The sequence below is a fragment of the Leucobacter komagatae genome (genome assembly GCF_006716085.1).
Classification (GTDB): domain Bacteria; phylum Actinomycetota; class Actinomycetes; order Actinomycetales; family Microbacteriaceae; genus Leucobacter; species Leucobacter komagatae.
Window position 1 is genome coordinate 1,870,652 of sequence record NZ_VFON01000001.1, and the last position, 21,393, is coordinate 1,892,044.

General features: G+C 60.0%; 18 protein-coding genes. 16 read left to right on the forward strand and 2 right to left on the reverse strand.

The annotated features are described in order from the left end of the window. Positions 1-305: 305 nt before the first annotated feature. A complete protein-coding gene (locus FB468_RS08570) occupies positions 306-875 on the reverse strand; it encodes a hypothetical protein (RefSeq protein WP_141886969.1) in 570 nt (189 codons plus the stop codon). 1,144 nt (positions 876-2,019) lie between these two features. Here FB468_RS08570 and FB468_RS08575 point away from each other — a divergent pair. From FB468_RS08575 to FB468_RS17120, 3 genes are read left to right on the forward strand one after another with little or no spacing between them, the layout of a single operon-like run. After that, positions 2,020-3,129 (forward strand): peptidoglycan-binding domain-containing protein, encoded by a 1,110-nt coding sequence (locus FB468_RS08575; RefSeq protein WP_141886970.1) that lies wholly within the window; start codon positions 2,020-2,022, stop codon positions 3,127-3,129. Between the two features lie 23 nt (positions 3,130-3,152). After that, positions 3,153-3,788 carry an ABC transporter ATP-binding protein gene (locus FB468_RS17665; protein WP_425460823.1) on the forward strand — a complete coding sequence of 212 codons (636 nt, stop codon included), beginning with the start codon at positions 3,153-3,155 and terminating at the stop codon, positions 3,786-3,788. After that, entirely contained in the window at positions 3,733-4,821 is a 1,089-nt protein-coding gene (locus FB468_RS17120) for a hypothetical protein (protein WP_170219581.1), read from the forward strand. The genes FB468_RS17665 and FB468_RS17120 overlap by 56 nt, the downstream gene beginning before the upstream one ends. A 113-nt stretch (positions 4,822-4,934) precedes the next feature. Here FB468_RS17120 and FB468_RS08585 read toward each other — a convergent pair whose 3' ends face one another. After that, the gene (locus FB468_RS08585; protein ID WP_141886972.1) at positions 4,935-5,177 is read right to left on the reverse strand and encodes a DUF6349 family protein; all 243 of its coding nucleotides are present in this window, start codon (positions 5,175-5,177) and stop codon (positions 4,935-4,937) included. Positions 5,178-5,477: 300 nt separating this feature from the next. On the opposite strand from FB468_RS08585, the gene FB468_RS08590 reads away from it, so the two are divergent. The 13 genes from FB468_RS08590 to FB468_RS08645 all read left to right on the forward strand — a co-directional run bounded on the left by FB468_RS08590 (position 5,478) and on the right by FB468_RS08645 (position 21,118). After that, positions 5,478-6,029, forward strand: coding sequence for a hypothetical protein (locus tag FB468_RS08590; protein WP_141886973.1), 552 nt, complete (start codon positions 5,478-5,480; stop codon positions 6,027-6,029). Between the two features lie 2 nt (positions 6,030-6,031). Next, positions 6,032-6,913, forward strand: coding sequence for a hypothetical protein (locus tag FB468_RS08595; RefSeq protein WP_141886974.1), 882 nt, complete (start codon positions 6,032-6,034; stop codon positions 6,911-6,913). Beyond that, the gene (locus FB468_RS17560) at positions 6,895-7,500 is read left to right on the forward strand and encodes a M23 family metallopeptidase (protein ID WP_141886975.1); all 606 of its coding nucleotides are present in this window, start codon (positions 6,895-6,897) and stop codon (positions 7,498-7,500) included. The genes FB468_RS08595 and FB468_RS17560 overlap by 19 nt, the downstream gene beginning before the upstream one ends. Before the next feature lie 102 nt (positions 7,501-7,602). Beyond that, entirely contained in the window at positions 7,603-7,914 is a 312-nt protein-coding gene (locus FB468_RS08605) for a hypothetical protein (RefSeq protein WP_141886976.1), read from the forward strand. Positions 7,915-7,935: 21 nt separating this feature from the next. Next, positions 7,936-9,168: a hypothetical protein gene (locus FB468_RS08610; RefSeq protein ID WP_141886977.1), complete on the forward strand. Its 1,233-nt coding sequence runs from the start codon at positions 7,936-7,938 to the stop codon at positions 9,166-9,168. Beyond that, on the forward strand, positions 9,165-10,655 hold the full coding sequence (locus FB468_RS08615) for an SCO6880 family protein (protein WP_141886978.1): 1,491 nt from the start codon (positions 9,165-9,167) through the stop codon (positions 10,653-10,655). Before FB468_RS08610 ends, FB468_RS08615 begins: the two co-directional genes overlap by 4 nt. Before the next feature lie 332 nt (positions 10,656-10,987). After that, the gene (locus FB468_RS08620) at positions 10,988-12,166 is read left to right on the forward strand and encodes a hypothetical protein (protein WP_211359110.1); all 1,179 of its coding nucleotides are present in this window, start codon (positions 10,988-10,990) and stop codon (positions 12,164-12,166) included. Further along, positions 12,163-12,663 carry a hypothetical protein gene (locus FB468_RS08625; RefSeq protein WP_141886979.1) on the forward strand — a complete coding sequence of 167 codons (501 nt, stop codon included), beginning with the start codon at positions 12,163-12,165 and terminating at the stop codon, positions 12,661-12,663. Before FB468_RS08620 ends, FB468_RS08625 begins: the two co-directional genes overlap by 4 nt. A 12-nt stretch (positions 12,664-12,675) precedes the next feature. Beyond that, entirely contained in the window at positions 12,676-14,520 is a 1,845-nt protein-coding gene (locus FB468_RS08630) for a type IV secretory system conjugative DNA transfer family protein (RefSeq protein WP_141886980.1), read from the forward strand. Position 14,521: 1 nt separating this feature from the next. Beyond that, positions 14,522-14,944 carry a hypothetical protein gene (locus tag FB468_RS08635; protein ID WP_141886981.1) on the forward strand — a complete coding sequence of 141 codons (423 nt, stop codon included), beginning with the start codon at positions 14,522-14,524 and terminating at the stop codon, positions 14,942-14,944. 79 nt (positions 14,945-15,023) lie between these two features. Next, positions 15,024-15,542, forward strand: a complete 519-nt coding sequence (locus FB468_RS08640; protein ID WP_141886982.1) for a hypothetical protein — start codon at positions 15,024-15,026, stop codon at positions 15,540-15,542. Positions 15,543-15,659: 117 nt separating this feature from the next. Continuing rightward, entirely contained in the window at positions 15,660-16,262 is a 603-nt protein-coding gene (locus tag FB468_RS17125) for a hypothetical protein (RefSeq protein ID WP_170219677.1), read from the forward strand. Further along, positions 16,202-21,118, forward strand: a complete 4,917-nt coding sequence (locus tag FB468_RS08645) for an SNF2-related protein (RefSeq protein ID WP_170219678.1) — start codon at positions 16,202-16,204, stop codon at positions 21,116-21,118. The genes FB468_RS17125 and FB468_RS08645 overlap by 61 nt, the downstream gene beginning before the upstream one ends. The last annotated feature ends 275 nt before the right edge of the window (positions 21,119-21,393 follow it).

A 21,393-nucleotide genomic window follows, 5' to 3' on the forward strand; every position in this document is an offset into this window, starting at 1 on the left:
ATAAGCAGAGAAACCATGCACGCTAGCGGTCGCAGGAGTGCAGGGCTTCGAGTTTGAATTTGCCAGCGCAGGACTGCTTGTAATGAGGCTAAGGGCCAGCCCACCAACTGCAGCCAGGGCTAGAGCGCTCTTCTTAAACTTGATCATCGTCATACTCCTTCGTACGATTCTCGAAACTGATCTCTTGTTCAGCTAGGAGAATGTGTGGTTTAAGTTCAATTCCTTGCGGGCTACCATAGGCAGGCCTCACGCGAAAGGTCAACTGGCTGAGTCGACCTACAACCACAACTGATCTGTCCAGTTTTCTATTCTGCGGACCCCTTTGAGAGATCCACCTGGTCCGCCAGCAGGGTGGATTGTCCAACCGCAAGGACCCAAACGTCCTTAGTAAGACGGTGCTCGAAAAAGAAGGTGAGCGTGCTGGCTTCGGCAAGCTGTTGTTTCTTGAAGACGCGTGTATTCCCATCCGAGGACTCCTGGTACTTCCCGGAGCCAAGGAAGTCGATGAGTTCACTCATCTCCTGCGGCGGCAGCTGAGCTGTGAATAGGTACGTCATGTTGTCACTGTTAGGAACACCCCAGACGCAAAAGCGGGGTGATTGGCCCCATAAGAACGCTTCGAAGCTCCCTGTATCGAGCAATGAGATGAACCCCTGATAATTGTCTGTTTCGGCGAGTTGGTCACCGATGAACTCGTAACGGGGCTCAACCGATTGGACTGTTTCAACTGACAAGAGCTGTTCGCAGTAATTCTTGGGGGTTTGCGACCGAGATTCTTCTACGGGGGAATGTTCGATGGGCATTGTTGACGTGCTGCACCCGATGAGGAAGCACAAGCTCAACCCGATCATTGGAGCTGGAAAGTGAGATTTCATGTTCCGCATGGTAAGCCGCAAGTCTCCAGCAGGGCGAGCACAAGTCGACTCCAGACGTCATTCTCAACCCACTCGTTATGAGATTACTTGAATTCCGCAGTGGCTTGGCCTACGGTGACAAGCAGGAGATCTCATCATTAAGAATCCTGCAGTTTTCGTTCTTAGAAGTAGGTCCCCGGTACAACACCATTTGTTCTGTCTGGTACAAGGAGGTACCTCATGGGTAAGGGTAAACCGCTACTGGCTACAGTTGGCTTAGGAATCGTGATTGGTCTTGTAGGAGTCCCTGCGGGCTTCGTTACTTCCGCGCAAGCTGGCTATCAAGCTGCTTTTTGTGGTTCTTCTAATCGGGTTGTTCATGGTGAATCGGCGTATGGCTCTGTCGATACTTACAGTGGCTACAATAAGGAGTGCGGACAGTTGCAGGTATCGGCAACTTATGGCACAAAATGTGGTTTGAGGTCCGCGTGGACCTATGGGTATGGCCATGTTGCGCAGCTTCAATCTAAGACTTGTACTGGCTGGCACAAGTCCGCGACTTCAAGTGCATTCACAACGGCTGTCTAAGGCGGGCTTCGCTTCCGCTATAGCCCTACTCCTTGCTGTGCCCCTGGTAGGTTGTGCGGGAGGCTCTGGGGGTGTTCTTGGCGCCGGATCGGACGCGCCTCAGCCTGAACCACCAAATAGCATCTCTGCAGAGCAGAAGGCAGCGCTGGAAGACGGTGAGGTTACTCAAGAAGAGTATGAACAGTCGTTTCAGCGCTTTCAGGCTTGTATGGAAGGGATTGGATTCCCTATCGGGGGAGGTGAAACCGTCGATGGGGTAATTCAGTACTCCGTTCCAGTGGTTTCTGACGATGCGGGCGGAACTGAGTGTTATGTTCACGAATTTGAGTTCGTTGACCGAGCTTGGCAAACAAAGCCCGAGATTCTAGAGCAGTCCGAGAGCTCAAGGATGGTGAAGGCGTGCCTAATCAAGTATGAGATTGAGCCAGCGGAAACCCACTTGGAAAGGTGGGAACAGATCCTCGAAAACAACATCGATCCGGCTTCATGCCACTAGATTCTCGGGCTTCCGCGTACCTCCCAGCTAATGCGCGCGGAGTCAAGTAGTTGTTTACGCTTCCAAAGGAGGACGCTAGCCGTGAAGCCCCGAAAGAAGCAGCACCGGAACCCCCGGCCCGTACTCGTCATCTTGCTGATTTGGCTGGTACCTGTAGCTGTGTGGGGTACTGCGATTGTTGCCGATGTTCTAATTCAGCGGAAGGCCAACCTCCCGGTCCAACCGGAAACAGTGGTGGCAGGATCCAGAACGATTGATGCCAGGCTTGGTGTCCGAGGGGTCGCTACGTTTAAGTCAGAAATGAATCTTCGTCTTGAAGGACAAGGAACCATCACTCGCTTTGACCTAGTCGTTGGAACTCCAGTTGAACCTGGAACAAAGGCTATGGAAGTGGATGGTGTTCCTCGAATGGCTTATTCCGGGGAAACTCCATTCTTCCGGGATCTGCACGTTGGTGACGTTGGTAAAGACGTACTGACCCTTACCGAGTTTCTGCGCGACCTCGGGTTTCTCTCCGGTGAGGAGCCTGGCTCGCTATTCTCCCAGGCGGCGAGTGTCGCGTTGTCAACTTTTCAGAGTGAAGTGAACCTAACACCTGATGGGGTGCTTCGAAAGGAAGAGTTCATTTACATTCCTCGTGACTTCGGTGAGGTGGTCTCAGTTCAAGTCTCACCTGGTGACCCGGTACCAGCTGACGGGGTCTTCGCGACAGGATCAGGACAGGTTTCCGCGCTAAGGATTGTTGACTCTGCTGGCGAAAAGCCTCCGAAGGGGTTCCCTGTCCCGGGCGAGTTGCGGCTCTCCGCAGGGCCAGAAGAGCTACTCATTTCGTCCTTGTCAATATCTGGAGATGAGGCCGTCGAAGTCACTAAGAAACTGAGGTCATGGGCAGCTGAGGAACTAATTGAAGTGGGAATGGATGACGATTCACAAATTTTTGAGGGATTGCAGATTTCACTCGCAGTTCCCTTTGATGTTGCCTCAGTTCCTTCCACCGCCATCATGGCAGGTTTGGGCGGGGAAACGTGTGTGATTCAAAATGATGAGGGCTCGGGACCGGAGGCAGTGCCTGTCACAGTTCAACAAATCGCTGGCGAGTTGGGAGTCGTTGGGATTGATCCGTCTTTAGCAGGTACGCAGGTACTACGTGATGCCAGGAGTGCTACACCGAAAGGCGTGACTTGTCGGTAACGGTTGAGGATGTTGTCGCTGAGGTGGGGGGACGAAAGATCTTGCAAGGCGTCTCGGCAGAATTTGAGGATGGAGTAATGACCGTTCTTATCGGGCCGTCAGGAACTGGAAAGACCACGTTGCTGAATCTTCTTGCTGGCTATCTCTCTCCTAGCTCAGGGAGCATTCTCGTTAACGGAATGCCTCCAGACCCTTCTCTTGTCGCTTGGATACCACAAGGGGTAAATGCACTTGGTCGAAGGACACTTACAGAGAACGTGATGATCGCCCCGTTGAGCGAGGGCGTGGTACGAGCTAGCGCACGGGAGCTCGCAACTCATCAGCTGGAACGCGTGGGGCTGGGCGGGAGAGAGGAATCTACTGCTTCCGAACTCTCAGGCGGAGAGCTCCAGCGTTTGGCGATTGCGCGCGCTTTGGCATCACGGAAGCCGCTCTTGTTAGCAGATGAGCCAACCGCGAACCTTGACTCTGAGACGGCCGGCGGGATCATCGCCCTCTTGCACTCCTTAAGATGCGAGCGCACTCTGGTTGTTGCGACACATGACCCCGAACTCATGAGAGCTTCCGAGCGCGTTGTAAGCACAAAAGCATGGGCCAAATCTGGTGCTGGAGCAGAACCGTTGGCCCAACGAGGTAAGGCTTCGCAAAGAATTGGCTGACAAGTGGACAGGAACAGACTTATTAGGCGAAGCACTTAGCAATTGCTTCGCTTCCAGGTCGAGGCTATTTGGAGCCATCCTGGTCGCTGTCGTTCTTGGGATCGTTCTCAGCGCATTCAGGTACATCGAACTTGTTCAGCTCAACCACCAAGTGGCAACTCTCCAATCAAAAGGGAGAAACCTCATCCTCATACAGGGGATTGACGTAGAGCACGAGCCTGAAATAAATGTGCGATCTTGCGAAGCGCTCGCCGGAAGTGCTGGAGTCGAACGGGCTGGCGTGCTGGTGGAAGGTGAACGGATTTCGGTGCCCCAACTTGTTGGGAATCTGCCTCTATTTGAAACAAGCATTACGCTCTTCCCTCAGCTTGGACAAGCTGACATGCTACTTGGGGCTACCGTTGGCGGCTCCTCCCAGGGGGCGCCGTTTTTACTCGCCACTAATGGCCATACGCTAACCGCACTCACGATGGACTTACAGCCAGCGGGTCTGCCTGTGAACTCAGCGGTGCTGGTTGGCCTCTCGCCTGCCGAGAAGTATGCTGATCATTGCTTGGTCGTCCTCAACCAAAAGCAGGACCCCAATCGATCAATTCCAGACTTGGTTTCACAGCTTGAAGTGCGAAAGCACCCGATTGCTGCAACCACTGTGCTTTCGGATCTAGCCAGCCCACACGGCGCCTTCTTGACCCGCCTCACGGCTGGACTCCCGTTGGCTGCTGGAGTGGTACTAGGCCTGCTCCTAGCCCTAATGGCGCAGCTACGAAGCAGTGAGCTCGCTGCCTATCGCCTAAGTGGTACAGGCCGGTTTTCCCTTCAGCGAATACTCATGCTGGAATCAGTAGTTGTATCAGGAGTGTATCTGCTCTCTGGCTCAATTTCAGCGCTTTACGTTCTCCCTTGGGGCGTGCTACAGGGCTTGGGGCTTCTTTCAAGTCACTTGGTTGCGGCTTCTTCCACAGTTCTCATATCTTCGTTGCTCTTCTTGAGCGTCAGCAGTCGCACACCAATGGATCTCGCGAAAGATAGGTGAAGGAAAGCTAAAGCCCAAAGAACCCGGCGCCACTTGGAAAATCCAGAATTACGGATTGAGATTAGAGCCGTCGCCCAGCGCGAGAAAGGTAGACGCCGGTACCGGCTTCCCTCTCAGCCTCGGAGCTGAGCTCGGTCTGATGGAACGTGGTTGAACATGCTGCGGTTCCACATGTGGCTGTCGGGGATGCACCCGAACTTGCCGTTCTCGAATTTCCACCGAGCAAAGGCCGCATCAAGCTCTTCCGGTCGGTACGGATCCTCGTGGTAGTGCAGCGGCGCACCATCCCAAACAGGTGCGGCCTCGCGGTCTGCCTCAAGTATGAGGGCGTCGATGTCGAATGTTGCCTGGCTCATGATTCTCTCCTCGTTTCTCCCTCCCACCATTTCTTTTGCTGGGGAGGCGGAATCGCCGACAGTGACGCGAAGCGGAGGCATGTGCCGGAAGGGGTCGCCTGCGTGGCGCAGACACGCGAGCGGCCCCTGGTAAGCCCGGGGCGGAACGCTTTGGGCGGGCGGTGCAGGCCGGAGTGGAACGTCCCTACCCTGTCGCTCGCTTCCAAGCAATGAAAACTCTGGGGCGAAGCCCAGCCGCTTGCCCTGCAAGCCTGCGCAGTAGGTTTCGTCGAACAGGGAGACTCGATGAAAGGATCCCTGGTGACGAAGACGCATGAAGCCGACGGCGAGGCGGTGGAGGCGCCGGTGACAACCGGCCGCACTCGAGGTAGCCGCCCGAACGTTACGTCCCCTCCCCCACCGCCTACCCAGGTACGGCAACCACTGCCGTCGCCGATCAACTGGTGGAAGCTCGACGATGAGGAACGCGCAGAAACTCTCGAAGTACTCGGCGAGTGGGTGCCCGAGCTCGTCCGCAGGTACGGGCTACGCGACGCGGTAGTGCCTCCGTGCTGGTACCGGCATGGGTCGCTCGTGCAGGAGCTCCTTGCGTTGTTTCAGTACCGCAACCAGCAACAGGTACAAGAGACTGCGCCTCCGTCCGCGATGCTCGATTTCCACTATCAGTTCGATCTCGCCATCCGCAGGCTCTCGAATTGGACGTCGGCAACTGGCTGCAACTCGGCCGAGCATCATGAGACGCCTCTCTCAGTGTGGGTGGCTCCGGGTAGCGTCCGAGCCAGTACCTGGGCCGTTGAATTCGAGGACCACGTCAACAGCGTCCGCGCTGGCGATACAGAGAAGAAGGAGTGATTGTGAAGAAGCAATGGAACCGGAAAACGATCATTGGCATCGCTTGTGGTGTCGTGGTGATCCTCACCGCGATCGGCATCACGACCTTCCTGCTCCTGTCTGGAGGCAAGACCCAGCCGGCTTCTGAGTCAACGCCTGCGCCTGGCGCGAGCGCCGGCTCCGAGGTTCCGAAACCGGAGGCGCCAGAGGAGAAGGTTTCCGAGTCGTTGTGGGACCCCGCCCCGTTTGATGATTCGGGAATGGTGGAAATGGCCGTTACAACTAACCCGGAAGAGGCGGCACTGTCTGCCGCTCGCGTACTGTGGTCTGCCGACGCCGGTAAGCAGCCATTTCACGAAGACTTCATTCGGGAATCACTCACAAGAGTGATGAGGCCGTCACCAGATTATGTAGGCCCCGAAGGCGTGATCCGTTCGACCATTGACCGGTCGAAGTCGAATCTTGGCCACACCGAATGGGTCGCAGGAGATATCGTGCAGGCCGGTATTGACGCAGCAGGTAGCGAAGGTTGGAACCCTGATGGCGGTTGGTGGTGGGAGCTCGGCAACGATAAGCGCTACAACGCACTCACGGGACACGGCATCACCTACACCTCTCACCCCATACAAGCGTTCAACGATGCACAAGCAGTCGCTGAAGGCTACGACGTGAACACAACCATCGAAGAGACTTGGGAGGCGGACTCGCTCCCAGGCACCTATTCGAAGTATTGGGTACGTGTTGAAAGCGCGGTCAACTCCGGCGGGGAGTCCGGCGCTGGCGTGCACCTGGTGCGGAACGCGACGTCGCTGCTGATCTACTGTGATGCCCCTGAGGACGGCGGAATTTGTGGAGTTGCAGCGTTGACGAAGAGCTATCCGAAGCAATGGCAGCGCCAGCAGTAGCGGTCAAAGTCGCGGTTCATGCCGCGCAAAGTAAGACCGGCCGAAACATCATCCTTGGCGTGCTGGCTGTGGTTCTCACGATCATCATGCTGCCGTTCATCCTCATCGGTGCCACTGTCGCTGGCGCAGTCGCGCAGGCCGACACAGGGACCGAAGAGGTTGTTCCCCCCGGGGTGATCGGCGAGGTTCCAGTAGTGGGTGACTGGGCGTCTCCTGTCGCGTCATACGTCATCACGACCGAGTGGTGGGGCTACTACGGGCACACCGGCATGGATCTTGCTGCCCCGCAGGAGACACCGATCTATGCGGCTTCTTCTGGCACGGTCACTGCCACGCATTGGGCTGGGCAAGATAGTTACGGCTGGCACATCGTGATCTCACACGCCGGCGGGCTCTCAACTCTGTACGGGCACATGGTGCGACCAACGACGTTGCAGGTCGGGCAGAAAGTGAAGGCCGGCCAACACATCGGCTACGTGGGCAGTACCGGAAATTCCACCGGCCCACACCTGCATTTCGAGACGCTCGTGAACGGTGTTCCGACTGACCCTCGGCCAGTCATGGCCGCTCGAGGTATCAACTTGTAAACAGCAAGCACCGGGCTTCGGGGCTGTCAGCGCATAGTGCGCCGGCAGCCCCGTCGTTTTCGTAGCGCCACACCGTGTGGCGATACGGAAACGGAGAACCAAATGGATTTCATCCACACGCTCGTCGACGTCGTAAGCGTCCTTCCGGCATTTGAGGTGCCGGATCTCGAACCTGATTTCAACGCCCCGTTCGTGAAACCTTCATTGCATGTGGTGAACTCTGCTGCTGCAATCGCCACCATCGCTTGTCTTCTCGGCGTAGTCCTCTCAGTTATTCTGCTCGCAGTCGGAAAGCTGAGCCAGCGCAATCAGAACATCGCCTGGATCGTTCTTGCTTGCGCCCTCGTTGGCACGATGCTCCTTGGTTCTGCAACCGCGTTGATGACGTACGTAGGAGGTATTCCGCTGTTTTAGCGGGAGTCCAGTATGCGTCACATGGAAGACACCCTGGAGATCGACTTCGATTGCACGCCGATCGATTTGGCCTGCCATGTCTTTGAGACCCAGACGAAGGGGATGAGCGAGTTCCTTGCCTGGGTCGCGGACATCACCATAGGAAACCACTCGATAGCTCCCGGATCGAAGCTGTGGGACAGCGCTATCGGTGAATCGGGGTACTGGTTCGGAATTGCGATCATCGTGTCCCTTGGGATCCTTTCCGTGGGAATCGTGCGGGGTGTCTTCCAGGCAGACATGAAGTGGCCAATCATCGGAGTCCTTGCAGGCATCCCATCAACTTACTTCGCGCTCACCCTCGGTGGAGCGCTTCTCGAAATATCCGAGTTGATCAGCAAAGACCTCCTCGATCGGCTCGGCGGAGGTGAAGGGTTCGCGGCCGCGATTCGAACGACTATGCAAGTCGGCACTGGCTCAGACACCGGCGGCGCCTTGCTGCAGGTTGCTGGGGTCGGGTTCCTCCCGATGATGATCTTGATGCTTGTCCTCATCCTCGGCATGATCATGCTCAATTTCGCGCTCGCGTTCAGAAACTTCGCAATCATGATCCTCATCGCGTTCGCCCCGCTCGCATTCATGGGCGTCACTACGAAGGGCGGGTGGGGGCTCGCTAAGAAATGGTTCAGCGTTGGACTCGCGCTCCTGATCGCGGAGCCACTTATGTTCGGGCTCCTCGCGATGATCCTCCGGGCGACGAAAGGGGCGACCCTGTTTGACGGCGGAAGTCTGACACTTGCGATCGGGATGTTCATGACGGCGTTCATGCCGCTCATGGTGGTGAAGTTCTTTGACTTCCTCGGCGCCGATGCTGTGTCTGCCGACCAGGCAGGCTCACAGCTGGGCCGAAGCGCCAGCCAAGGGTCACGGAATGTGGTTCGGACGGTATCCGCCGGAAAATCAGGTGCTGCAGGCGCGCGCGGCGGCGGCGCTGCCGCGCGCGGCGGTGGCGGTGGCGGTACTGCTGGCAGCAATCAGGCTCCAGGTTCACCCGGCGGAGGCAACGGAAAGCCTGGTGCGACTGGTGGCCAGGGTGCCGGCAAGCCCGGCAAGACCGGGGCGAACGGCGGAAGTGGGAAGCCTGGGAGTAACGGCTCTCCTGGTTCGCAGCGGCGCGGTGGCGGTGCGCCGCAGGGAGGCGGAAACCGGTCTCCTGAGACTCCGAAGCCAAAGACGAAACCTGCAGCTCCGAAACCGACAAGGGGTGTGCGATGAGCGCAGTAGAAACGCGCGAGCTCGCGAAGGTTCAGTACGCACGCCGCCCCACCCAGGGCGTGATCCTTGGGATCGATAAGTACGGGGTGTGGTCGATCGGGATCGCGATCTTTCCCGTGCTCGTGTTCCTCGTCGCAAGAAACCTCCTCGGGGCACTCGTCGCGGCCGCGATCATGGCACCACTTGCGGCAGGCGGGTTGTTCAAAACCGAAGCAGGGATCCCTTTGACGATGCACGTCCTCAAGGTGCTGCAGTTCACACGTAGGAAGGCCGCTGGAATGACGAAGTACCGCAGGAAAACGGGTCCGATTGTGAAGGGCCGCCTCGAATTACCGGGGCACCCCAACAGGTTCGAGATCTGGGAGACCGAAAAGGGCTCCGTGGTGATCTGGGACAAACGCTCACAGATGGCGTCCATCACCTGCGTGGTCGCCTCCCCGGGGATGGCGCAGCACAGCGTCTCCGTGTCGACCCCTGAAGAACGAGAAGGCCTGATCGCGGGATGGATGACAGTGTGTGGCGCGTGGACCAGGCGACAGCAGATCGCCAGAGTGACCGTACAGGAACGCACGCGGCCCGGGTCCGTGGTCGTCGAGCAGCAGCAGTTCGATGCCCTGAAGAAGACCGGCCCTCTGGCCGAGTCGTATCAGGAGGCGCTGAATCTGCTTGCTGATGAGGTCGTGTGGCGCCCGTCGACGATCACGCTCACAATCGACACCGGATCCGGTGCTGGTCGTTCTCTCGTGAAGAGTCACGGAGGCGGCAAGGCCGGCGTTCTTGCGGTGTGTGAGCAGGAGATGGGGTCGACCACTGAGGCGCTCATGCAGGCCGGGTTTACTCGGGTCGCGTGGTGTACGCCTCGCGAATGGGCGGCTACCGGCCGTGGCACCGTCGACCCCGTTGGGGAGACCGCGATCGACGCACGCATCGGGTCCGCGTTTGAAGGTGTCGCCCCAGAGCTCGCCGGCCCCATGTCACTCGATGAGGACAAAGACTACGCAGAAACCGATTCCGCGTTCCATCGCACCTACTGGGTCGCGGAATGGCCAAGAATCCAGACACTTCCGGGGTTCATGGGAAATGTCGCGTTCGCTGAGTCTCACCACGGATACGCAGTGAGGCACACGTTCTCGCTCGTCGGGAACCCCGTCCCGATGAAGGACGCCCTGAAACGGATCGCGAAAGACCGGAAGACGTGGAAACAGAACGCCCAATTCAAACAGGACCGTGCCGGCACCACGATTGCAGACAACGCGGACTGGTTGAACCTTGACGCACGTGAGCAGGACCTCGTCGACGGGCAAGGACAACTCGAGTTCACCGGCTATCTCGTTGTCACGGCGGTCACTCGTGACGAGCTCGAGGAGGCATGCGCTGCGATGGAGATCTCGGCCGCGAACGCAGGCGTGGAACTTCTTGTCATGAGTTACGAACAACAGGCCGGCCTCATTGCTGTGGCGTATCCGGTCGGGATGGGGATGAAGTAATGGGCCGCAGTCAGGTCATGTTTGATCCGGGAACTCTCACCCGGAAAGAGCGCAAAATCCTTCGTCAAGTTCGGGACGAGCACACCCGTGGTGAGCCGATATCTGCCCCAGAAATTGAGGAACTCCCATTACTTGGGATGGATGATCGCTTCCGCTCGATCACACGCCTCAGGCCTCCCCCGCACGTGGGGACAGGGTGGGATTTCGCGGCCGCGAACCCGTTCGCCGCCGCAGACCTCCCCCAAGTCCAGGGCCCCGTTGTCGGAGTTGAACGGCTCTCCGGAGGCCGTGGTTTCATTCTTCACCCCTGGCACATGTACTTGCTCGGCATAGTGTCTTCCCCAAACATTCTTGTGAAGGGAAGCCTTCGCCGCGGCAAGTCGTTCATCGTGAAGCGTCTCGTCACACTCCTCGCGCTGTTTAACGTGTACTCGATCAACACGAGTGACGTGAAGGGCGAGCACGGTGTCGTCGCGGAAGCGCTCGGCGGGCAGGTGTTCAAGGTCGGGTCGTTCGGCACCGATATCCGCGTGAACCCTCTCCAAGCGGGCGAACGTCACTTCGGAGAGTCAGAAGCAGAGCATACGCAGCGCATGCTCGCATCCCGGCAGCGGGTGCTCCAGCTCATCGGCGCGCTCCTTTCACCTGGCTCAAGGAGCCTGTTTCCGGCAGAAATCGCGATCCTGAACTGGGCGCTCAGCGAGGTGATTCGTGAAACGAACGACCACCCGACGATCCGGAAGGTGATCGAGAAGATCGATTCTCCTGAGTTGGAAACAGCTCGGGGAGGCATGTTCGAAAAGAGAATGGCCCGCGACCTGGTACTCATGTTCGATCTCCTCCTCCAGGGAAACCTGTCGGGCATGTTCGAAGACGAAGGCACCATCCAGTTAGATCCGACTTCCCCGTACACGGTTTTTGACACGTACGCGATGGAGAAACGTGGAGATCTCGCGCTCGCGATCACGCAGACCATCACGAACTCGTGGGTACAGAACATGGTGTCCAACAAAGCGTCAGGCAGGCGCCACCTCATCATTCGTGAGGAGGGGTGGCGTGACATGAAGACCAAAGCCGCGCTCGAGGCGCACGAGCTGCAATTGAAGCTGTCTGGCGAATACGGCATCACGATGATGATGATCGTCCACGAAGACGGGGACTTCGATACTGGCGGTGAAGAAGAGCGGAACCTCGCCCAGAAGTTGCTGCGCGGCTATGCGAACACGATCACGTTCTACCAGAACGAATCGACACTCCAACGAGCTGTGCAGGCTGGCACGCTCCGCCAGGGCGAGGCGAACCTCATCAAACGCTTCGGACGTGGCGAGTTCATTTTCCGTGCCGGGGAACGCAGCTACGTCATCGACGGGAACCCAACCTCAACCGAGTGGGAACGCCAGCTCTTTGATACAGACGCGGCAATGAGAAGCCTCGGCCGAGACACCGAGAGTAGCCCAGACCAGTCCGGTGGGCAGGAAGACGATACACACATGCAGGGGGCAACCGAATGACGAAAGACAGCGTGACGATGCTCACGAGCGAAGCACGAAAAGCGCTTGGTGAGCTCTCCCCTACTAGCGACGACCCACTTCTCAGTGAAGTGTGGGAGCTGTGTGTGTCGGTCACCAACGAAGCAGGATCCCGGTTCTTAGAAGCCACGCATGGCCCGTTGCTGTCGGCGGCCGCGGAAGTACGTCTCTACGTCGCGCACCTCGAGCGCGTGGAAAACGTGATCGAAGGTTCCCCGTTGAGAGTTCCTCGGCTCGCGGCGAGGCCGCTACGCGCTGCTGGCCGTTACATCGCTGACACGAGCGACAGTGCGGAGCTTGTCGCGTTCCTGCGAGAGGTTCCGTCGATCGCCTCATCGTTCGGGGAATACCTCATCCGGGCTGAGGGCCGCCAGTCCCGTCCAGTGGTCGACGTCCTCGACCTCGCGGTCCGTGCCGGCGCCGTATTCGCCGACTGCCTTCTGCGGGCCGTCCCCCCGATGGCGATCGCCAACGATTAGAACGGAACCCAAATGTCTGACTACCAGGATCGTGTAGCCCCCGCGACCGGCTTCCAGAAACGGCTTCGAACCTTCGGGTTCGCAGAACAGCTTGCGCTCGTGCTCGGCCTCCCCGCCGCAGCCCTATTGGGATTGCAGTTCTTCGTCCAGATGCTCGTGACACTCATCACAGGCACCAAGTCGTTCACCCCACTTCCGCTCTTCCAGTACCTCGGGCTCTGGGGTGCAGCTGACCCAGCCGCAAGGTACGGGGTGAACGGTGCTGGCGTGCTGCATTGGGCTCTCATCGTGTTCTTCGTCACCGCGATCACGACAGTAGTGTCACTGTTTACCCGGGCACGATCCAAGCGCAGGAAAGACCCACAGCGCCGGCCAGGGCTCGCAACCCCTGAGCAAGTCCGCGCGGAGCTCGGTGAGGAACAGCTTCTGACCGAGCGTGCCCCGGTCCTGCGGCCAGCGTTGCCGGCGTCTCAGTTGCGGTCTGTGGACGTCGGATACCGCGTTGGCCTCTATCGCGGCATTGAATGCTACTTCCGTGTCGAGGACCCGATGATCGTGATTGGACCGTCCCGTGCAGGCAAGGGCTGGAACATTGTGCTCCCCTGGATCATGGACGCGCCTGGCGCCGTGGTGACGACGTCGTCAAAGCTCGACAACGCGCAAATGACGATGCACGCGCGCGAACGTGCCGGGTCAAAGGTGGGGATCTTTGCGCCGGGCATTCCGAGTGGACGCGATTTCGGGCACGTCCTCAAGTGGGATCCTGTCGACGGCTGCATCAATGAAGAGACGCTCATCAGGCGTATCAATGGGCTTATCCCTGCAGACGCGTTCTCCGGGTCGACGACGAACGGCGGCCACTGGGACACTCTCGGTAAGCAGCTCGCCACCGCGCTCTTTCACGCCGCTGCCTGTGGCGGCCGCACCGTCGACGATATCTGGACGTGGGTAGCCTCCCCGCGCGCGGCAGAAGAAGCCGTGCGTCTCATCCGTGAGCATCCACAGGGGCTCACGGAGCACGCGACCAGGCTCGAAACGGTTATCAACATGCCGGCGGAGCAGCGTGCCTCCCAGTGGGGTGTGTTGCCGACCGTGCTCGCGTTCCTTGGTTCTCGCAGCGCCCGCGACTGGATGAAAGTCGGGGCCGAGGATGGCCAGTTCGACTTCGCCGATTTCATTCTCCAGAAGGGCACCGTCTACCTCATCGGAGACAAGAAGACCTCAGCGAGCTACCTCCGGATCCTCGACGGGTTCCTCGCAGAAGTCGACTACGTTTCGAAGGCAATCGCGGCGGGCTCCCCCGGCGGCCGCCTCGACCCGCCGCTCACGTATCTGCTCGACGAGGCCGGCAACTTCGAATATCAGGGCATGTACGAACTCATCACCGCCGGTGGTGGCGTCGGGCGCATTGGCGTCGCGTTCTTCCAGTCCAAATCCCAGCTGCAGCAGTACGGCGGCCAAGAAGGCGCGGATACGCTCTGGGACGCGGCGACCGTGAAGGTCGTGTTGCCTGGCGGTGGCGACCCGCGCGCGCTCGAAGACATGTCGAAGCTCATCGGCGAGACCTGGGTGGAACGCGAAACCCATTCGATGGATCTCAATGGGCCTGCCCACATGCAGCTGTCCGAGGAGAAGCGAGCGATCTTCGAGGGCAACGAGATCCGGACACTGGAAAAGGGCATGGCGTTCGTGTTCTACCGGAACCTCCCCCCGCTACTCCCGAAGACCCGCCCATTCAACGAGCACCCCAGCTTCAAAGAGTGTCTGCAGGACTCGAAGAACTTGGAGCAGCATCTGCGGGAAACGTCCGAGTATGGGGCGGCGATCGCGAAGATGCAAGCCGGGTATCGTGCGTGAAATGAGCCCCTGGGCGGTGCGCTCCAACGGAAGGGAAGCGCACCGCCAACGCTACGCCGGCTACATGCGATCGCCGGCGTGGTACCGCAGACGGTACCAGTGGGCCGAGGAAGAAGCCGGCCTCCTTCCCGCCGGCGGCTCAATCGTGTGCCTCGGCTGCAGGAAGCCGTGGAGTCTCGGCCGGGACGACCTTCACCACGTCACCTATGACCGGCTCGGTGCCGAGGAACACGAGGATCTGTGGCCGCTATGTAGGGGCTGCCACACGCTCATCCATGACTTACTCGCGTCGACGAGGACGTGGCGCAAACTCCCCCGGATCCAGGCCAACAATCTTGCGCTGGAGTTCGTTCGTGACGAACGCGAGGGGAAGCTCATCACCAAGATCCCTCGCGGCGCGGCAGCGCTGCGCGACTTCCTCTAGCAGTCTCAGTGCGCGTCCAGTGCCGTCGAGAGCTGAGCAGGGCAGTTCAGTCCTGTGCGGCAACAGAGAAGAGGGCACGATGGCACGATTTTCACAGTTCGAGCAGGAGTTCGAGTACCTGCACTACGCAGAACAGAGCAGGACAATGCTCGGTCATATTCCTGACGAGGAAGTTCGGCAGAAGATGATCCAACGGCATGATGAGCTCGTCTACGGGCATGTCCCGTTTGAGGAGTTCTCCGACCGGTTGGAGGATCTCCAGCCCACAGGAACGAGCGCACAGGATTTTGCGATCACCCGCTACACCGCTGCCATCTATCACGATGCAGCTAGGCCCGAACAGTTTGATCCAACGAGACCAGACGCGTGGAGAAGTCAATTGCAGTTCGGGGAAAACGACCGGCGATCATTCGAGCTACTTCAGGAGTACAAGGCCCGAGCTGAGTCACGCGTTACAGAAGCGGCGCCGGCCCCGCGGTCCTTAGATCTGTCGTACATGGATGCGGTCCAGAGAGTCCAGGAAGACCATGCCGCGCTGAGAGCTCAAACCCCCACACTCGTTTTGAGGTGCGCGGCCACCGGCGTCGTCCTCCGATAGTGATTTCGGATGTGTCGGAGGTTTGCCCCAGAATGGCCAGAAAGCAGCGTGTTGCTGATACCCAGTTAGCGTTCGACCTCTGGGGCGAATTCGACAGCGTAGACCAGGAGGAAGTTCATGTACGACCAGGAGATGCTCGCGAAGCTGCAGGCGACGTGGCCGGAAACGACCGACTATCTGACGAAGCTCGGCCAGTTGAACAACGACCTGATGGTACTCAGGGACATTCAGGCCGCGGACGAGCACATTCCGTCGTGGCTGGAGATCCTGGCTTACAGCGAGGACGACTTCGCGAAGACACCGACGGCGATGCGGGTTCTGAGGTTCCTGTACGAGCGGCAGATCATGGTGGCGTCCAGGCGGACGGTGCCGGCGTTCCAGGAACTACAAGTGGACAGGGAAGCACGGTACGAGAGGGACGACGTTTCAACGCCGGAACTGTTGGAAGCGTACCCGCCAGTGGAGCTGTTGGAGGCGGAGGACGCGATGTTGTGGGCGTTGCCGGAGCTGCAGAAGAAGCTCACCGCGTGGGCGAAGGAGACAGCGGCACGTCACGGCTCCCCCACGCCGTTGATGACGCTTACGCAGGCGACGATCTTGATGCTCGTGGTGGAGGCGCTGGAGCAGGACTTGAACACGTCTCCCGAGTGGCAGGCGGAGTGTCTGCAGTCCGCACTCTCCAGCGAGTTCTATCAGCAGGCCGGCTCCCCACAGCCGTAGAAGCCGCGGAGCTCGAGAAGTTTCCGGGCTGGGGCGCAACCCCTGAACTGTTCGACCCGAAGAACGCGAAGTATCAGGCAGAGCGGGAAGCGCTCACAGAGTTGTGGGGTGATGAGGAGTGGGCGGCCGCGCGCCGCACCGTCCTGAACGCGCACTACACGAACGACGCCTACGTCGACGCGATGTGGCAGACGCTCGGCGACCTCGGCGTCCCCGAGACCGGGCACATACTCGAGCCGGGATGCGGGACGGGCAACTTCATCAAGGGAGCCGGCACACACCTGGTGACGGGTGTCGAGCTCGATCCGACGTCGGCCGCGATCGCGCAGGTGCTCAACCCGGCCGCGATCATCCGCGCCGAGTCGTTCGGTGACACGTTCCTCACGCATGACGGCTATGACGCCGTGATCGGAAACGTCCCGTTCGGGCAGACTCGGCTCTACGATCCGGCCTACAACCGAGCGAACCTGTCGCTCCACAACCACTTCATCGTGAAGGCGCTGCGGCAGACAAAGCCCGGCGGCATCGTCCTGGTGATGTCGTCCAGGTGGACGATGGACGCGAAGGCCGAACAGGCCCGCCGAGAGATCTCCAGCTATGGCGAGCTTCTGGGCGCGGTGAGGATGCCGGCGGGCGCTCACGGAGAGACAGCGGGGACAGACGCCATCGTCGACGTCCTTGTCCTCCGCAGGCACCTCGGGGACACACCTGAGGGCGAACCGGCATGGCTCAAGACGGTGGACATTGACGGGGACGCCGGGACAGCTCGCGTGAACAGTTACTTCGCTGAGCGGCACGGGCACGTGCTGGGGACACTGGGGACACGGGTTGGACAGTTCGGGCCAGAGGTGTCCGTGTCCGCCGTCGAGGTCTCCCCCACAGCTGTCGCGCCGCTTCTCGCGGAGAAGCTCCGGGACATTGTCCAGGACGCGCGCGACACTGGGCGGACGTGGGCAGCGACTGGCCAGGTCGTGTCCGACCGTCCCGTCGCCGGGATCGTCCAGGATCCGAGCCTGTCCATCGGACATATCAGCGTCCAGGACGGTGTCCTCATGCAGCAGGGTGTGACCGAGCTTGAACCGGTGAATGTCCCGAAGAACGCTGTCCGTGAGCTCACACATCTGGTGTCCCTCAGGTCCGCCGCTGTTCTTCTTCTCGAGGCAGAAGCATCGTCTGCAGAAGACACCGAGAACATTGCAGTCTTGCGTCAAGACCTCAACCGGATCTACGACTCGTACCTGGAGACCTATGGGCCGATTAGCCGGTCGACCACGACGGTCCGAGAACGTGCAGGGCAGGATCCGGTAGTGACGCGGCGGTTCCCGGCCGCGGTCCGGGCGCTCCGTGTCGACCCGCACTACGCCACCGTCGCGGCACTTGAGCACTACAACGACGACACCGAGACATCGAGGAAAGCGACAATCTTCACCGAGCGCGTCGTGGGAGCAGTCACGCTGGTCGACCACGTGGACACCCCCGAGGACGCGATCCGTGTCTCGCTGGAACGCACCGGCTACGTCGACATGGCACTTGTCGCGTCGCTCCTCGACGTCGACGAGGCGGACGCGGTCGACCAGGTCGCTGACCTCGTGTTCCTCGACCCCGAACACAACAACCGGTATATGCCGGCAGCGGAGTACCTCTCCGGGAACGTGCGCAGAAAGCTGAAGGAGGTGCGTGAGCTCGCCGTCGTTGACGCGGTCTACGAGCGCCACGTCAACGCCCTCACCGAGGTCATCCCGGAGGAAGTCGGGCCGGCAGAGATCGACGTCCGGTTTGGCGCCGGCTGGGTGCCCGTGAGTGATGTGTCGGCGTTCCTTGAGCACGAGCTCAAGCGCGGCGTGAAAACGATCGAACGCATCGACGGCGAGTGGAAGTTCCAGATCGCGGGCAAGACCCCGGAGACCGTGGAAGCGAAGTGGGGTGTCTCTGGCGACCACGTGAAGGTCGGCGCAGCCCAGGTCATGAAGAAGGTCATGAACGGGGAGAAGCTCGAGCTACGGTACCGGCCAGATGCGGACGGCCCGTATGTGCTCGACCAGGTCGCCACCGAGTCGCTGCAGGAGCGTGCGGGCGAACTGCACGACACATTCCAGGACTGGTTGTGGCGCGACGGGGAACGCGTGGTCCGGCTGCAGGAGCGCTACAACGACATGTACAACGGGATCGCGCTCAGGTCCTACGACGGCGTCGAGCTCGTGTTCCCTGGCAAGGCGAAATCCTTCACCCCGCGTCCGCATCAACACGCCGCCGTCGCGCGCATGCTCGCGGAGCCGGCCGTCGGGTTGTTCCACGAAGTCGGCGCGGGGAAGACGGCCGAGATGGTGCTCGGCGTGATGGAACTCAAACGGCTCGGTATGGCGGACAAGCCTGCGATCGTCGTCCCGAACCAGATGCTGGAACAGTTCACGCGCGAGTTCAAACAGATCTACCCCCGCGCACGGGTGCTCTCTGCCGGCAGTGACGACATTGCCCGTTCGGGCGGCAAGGACGGCCGAAAGCTGTTCGTCGCGCGCGCCCGCAGCGGGGACTGGGATGCGGTCATCATGACCCACGGTGCGTTCGGGAAGATCGGCCTCGGCGCCGCGCAGGCCGACTACTCCCAACAGCGCCTCGACGAGCTCCGAGACGTCCTCGAGCAAAAGCTCAACTCCGAACTGTCGGAGAAGTCCGTCAAGGAACTCGAGAAGAAGCTCTCCGATCAAGAAGAACGACTCAAGAAGCTCCTCGATTTGAATCACGATGAAGGGGTGACGTGGGATGAGACCGGGATTGACTACCTCTGCATTGACGAAGCCCACCTGTACAAGAATATGGCCGTAGTTTCTTCCGTCTCTGACCTGGCGAAGAAGGGCAACGATATGACGACAGATCTCGATATGAAGCTCTGGTATCACCGCGAGCACCTCGGCCAGTCCCGCGTGGCGACGCTCGCGACCGCGACGCCGCTACCGAACTCAATCATCGAGATGTACGTCATGATGCGGTACATGCGGCCGGACCTGTTGAAGGACGCGCAAGTGTATTCGGCAGACGACTGGGCGCAGCAGTTCACTGGACAGGTCACTGCCGTGGAAGCGAAACCTGATGGCGGCGGCTTCCAGGTGAAGACCCGCACGACGAAGTTCAGGAACGTGCCCGAGCTCCTGCGCATGTGGCACGTTCCCGGCGACGTGAAAACCCAGGCAGACCTCGCGCTCCCCGTCCCCCGCATCCGTGCCGACGTCGACGGAGAACGAGCACCCGAGATGGTGATCGTCCCAGCCACGGAAGAGCAATCTGCCGGCATGGGTGACCTCGTCGACCGCGGCGACGCCGTGAGGCGCGGCATGGTGAGACCTGAAGAGGACAACATGCTGAAGATCACGTCGAACGGGCGAGCACTCGCGCTCGACGCGAGGCTCTACGACGGCGGACCGCCGGCAGAGTGGGAGACCACGAAGGTCGACGTCGTCGCGGACAACGTCTACGAGATTTGGGCCGAGAACAAGGACCGCGAGTACCTCGACGAGTGGGGGGAGACCTCGGAGGCCCGGGGCGCGCTCCAGATCGTATTCGCGGACCTCGGTACCCCGTCGACGGACGGCCGCTGGGACGCGTACACGGAGATCCGTGAGCAGCTGATCGCGAAGGGGATCCCGGCGTCGCAGATCCGGTTCATCCACGAAGCCGGCAACGACAAGGCAAAGGCCGAATTGTTCCAGCAGGCGCGCGACGGCCGCGTGCAGGTGTTGTTCGGCTCGACCGGCAAGATGGGCGTCGGCACGAATGTGCAAGCGCGCGCTGTCGCCCTGCACCACATTGACGCGCCCTGGCGCCCGGCGGACGTCACTCAGCGTGAGGGCCGCGCGATCCGGCAGGGCAACCAGAACGACGAGCTCCGTATCCTGCGCTACGCAACCGAGGGGTCGTTCGACTCGTACATGTGGGGCACCCTCGCAAGGAAGGCCACGTTCATCGACCAGGTCCTCACCGGCCGTCTCGACGTGAGAGAGGTCGAGAACTCGACCGAGATGGCGCTGCAGTTCTCCGAGATGCAAGCAATTGCAGCCGGCGACATGCGCATCCTGGAAGCCGCGAACCTAGAGAACGAGGTGCAAAAGCTATCCCGTCAGGAGCGCGCGCACTCGAGGAAGATCTCATCGGTCCAGGCTCGTAGGCTCGCACTCCAGCAGGGCATGGAGGTTACGAAGCATGACCTGCAGGTCATGCAGAAGCTCGCACCACAAGTCGTTGATACTCGTGGCGATAACTTCACTGGCCGGGTGAAGCCGTCGAGCTGGGCCGAGGCACCGAACTATCGTGAACGCAAACAGTTCGGGCAAGCTCTCAAGGTCGCGGTCGAGCGGGCACGTGAACAGCTTGGCGCCTACGGGTTCACAGCGAACAATGCCGCCTACCCGAGGCCGCTGAACATTCAGGTGTCGGTCGCGGGCCTTGAATGGGAGACTCAGCTGCGGTGGAACGCATACAAGCAGTCAGACCCGATTGTCGAGTTTTCAGCGGGCCGCACACACAAGGCGATGCAACTCCGCGTGGCATGGTCGCGGATCCAAGACGGCGACGAATCAGGCCTCGCACAGTCCTTCGAACTGCAGGCCCGAGACCTCCCCCGGGTGATCGAAGAGCACGAAGCGATGGTGGCGGTCGCGGCCGAGGAAATCACAGAGTTGCGATGCCTGGAGCAGGAGGAGTGGCCGAAGCGAGGTGCGTTTGTAGCAGCGCAATCACAACTGGCCGAGATCCTCGGGCAGTTAGAGCGAGAAGCTGGAAAGGTCGCTGACCAGGCCTCAGCCATATACGGGGTTAAACAAGGGATTATCACTACTGGGGAACCTCCCTCAGTTCAAATGTAGGTCCCAGGATCCATGTGGGCGTTGGGCTTCCTCAACGCCTCATTCGAGTGTGAGATTGCCCCTTCATCGGTGTTTCATTGAGGCTCCCAGCATTTATGAGGCAGAAATAATGACTGCCCTCGGAACGATTGGTGCGCCCGTGGCCCCGCGCCGGCACCTGGTTGCCGAATCAGAGTGCGATGATATCGTGCAAAACATGAAGTCAGCACTGATGCGTCAACGAATCGTTCGGGTAACCACTTGGACTATCCTCGGGGTTGCCTTTATCGGATGGG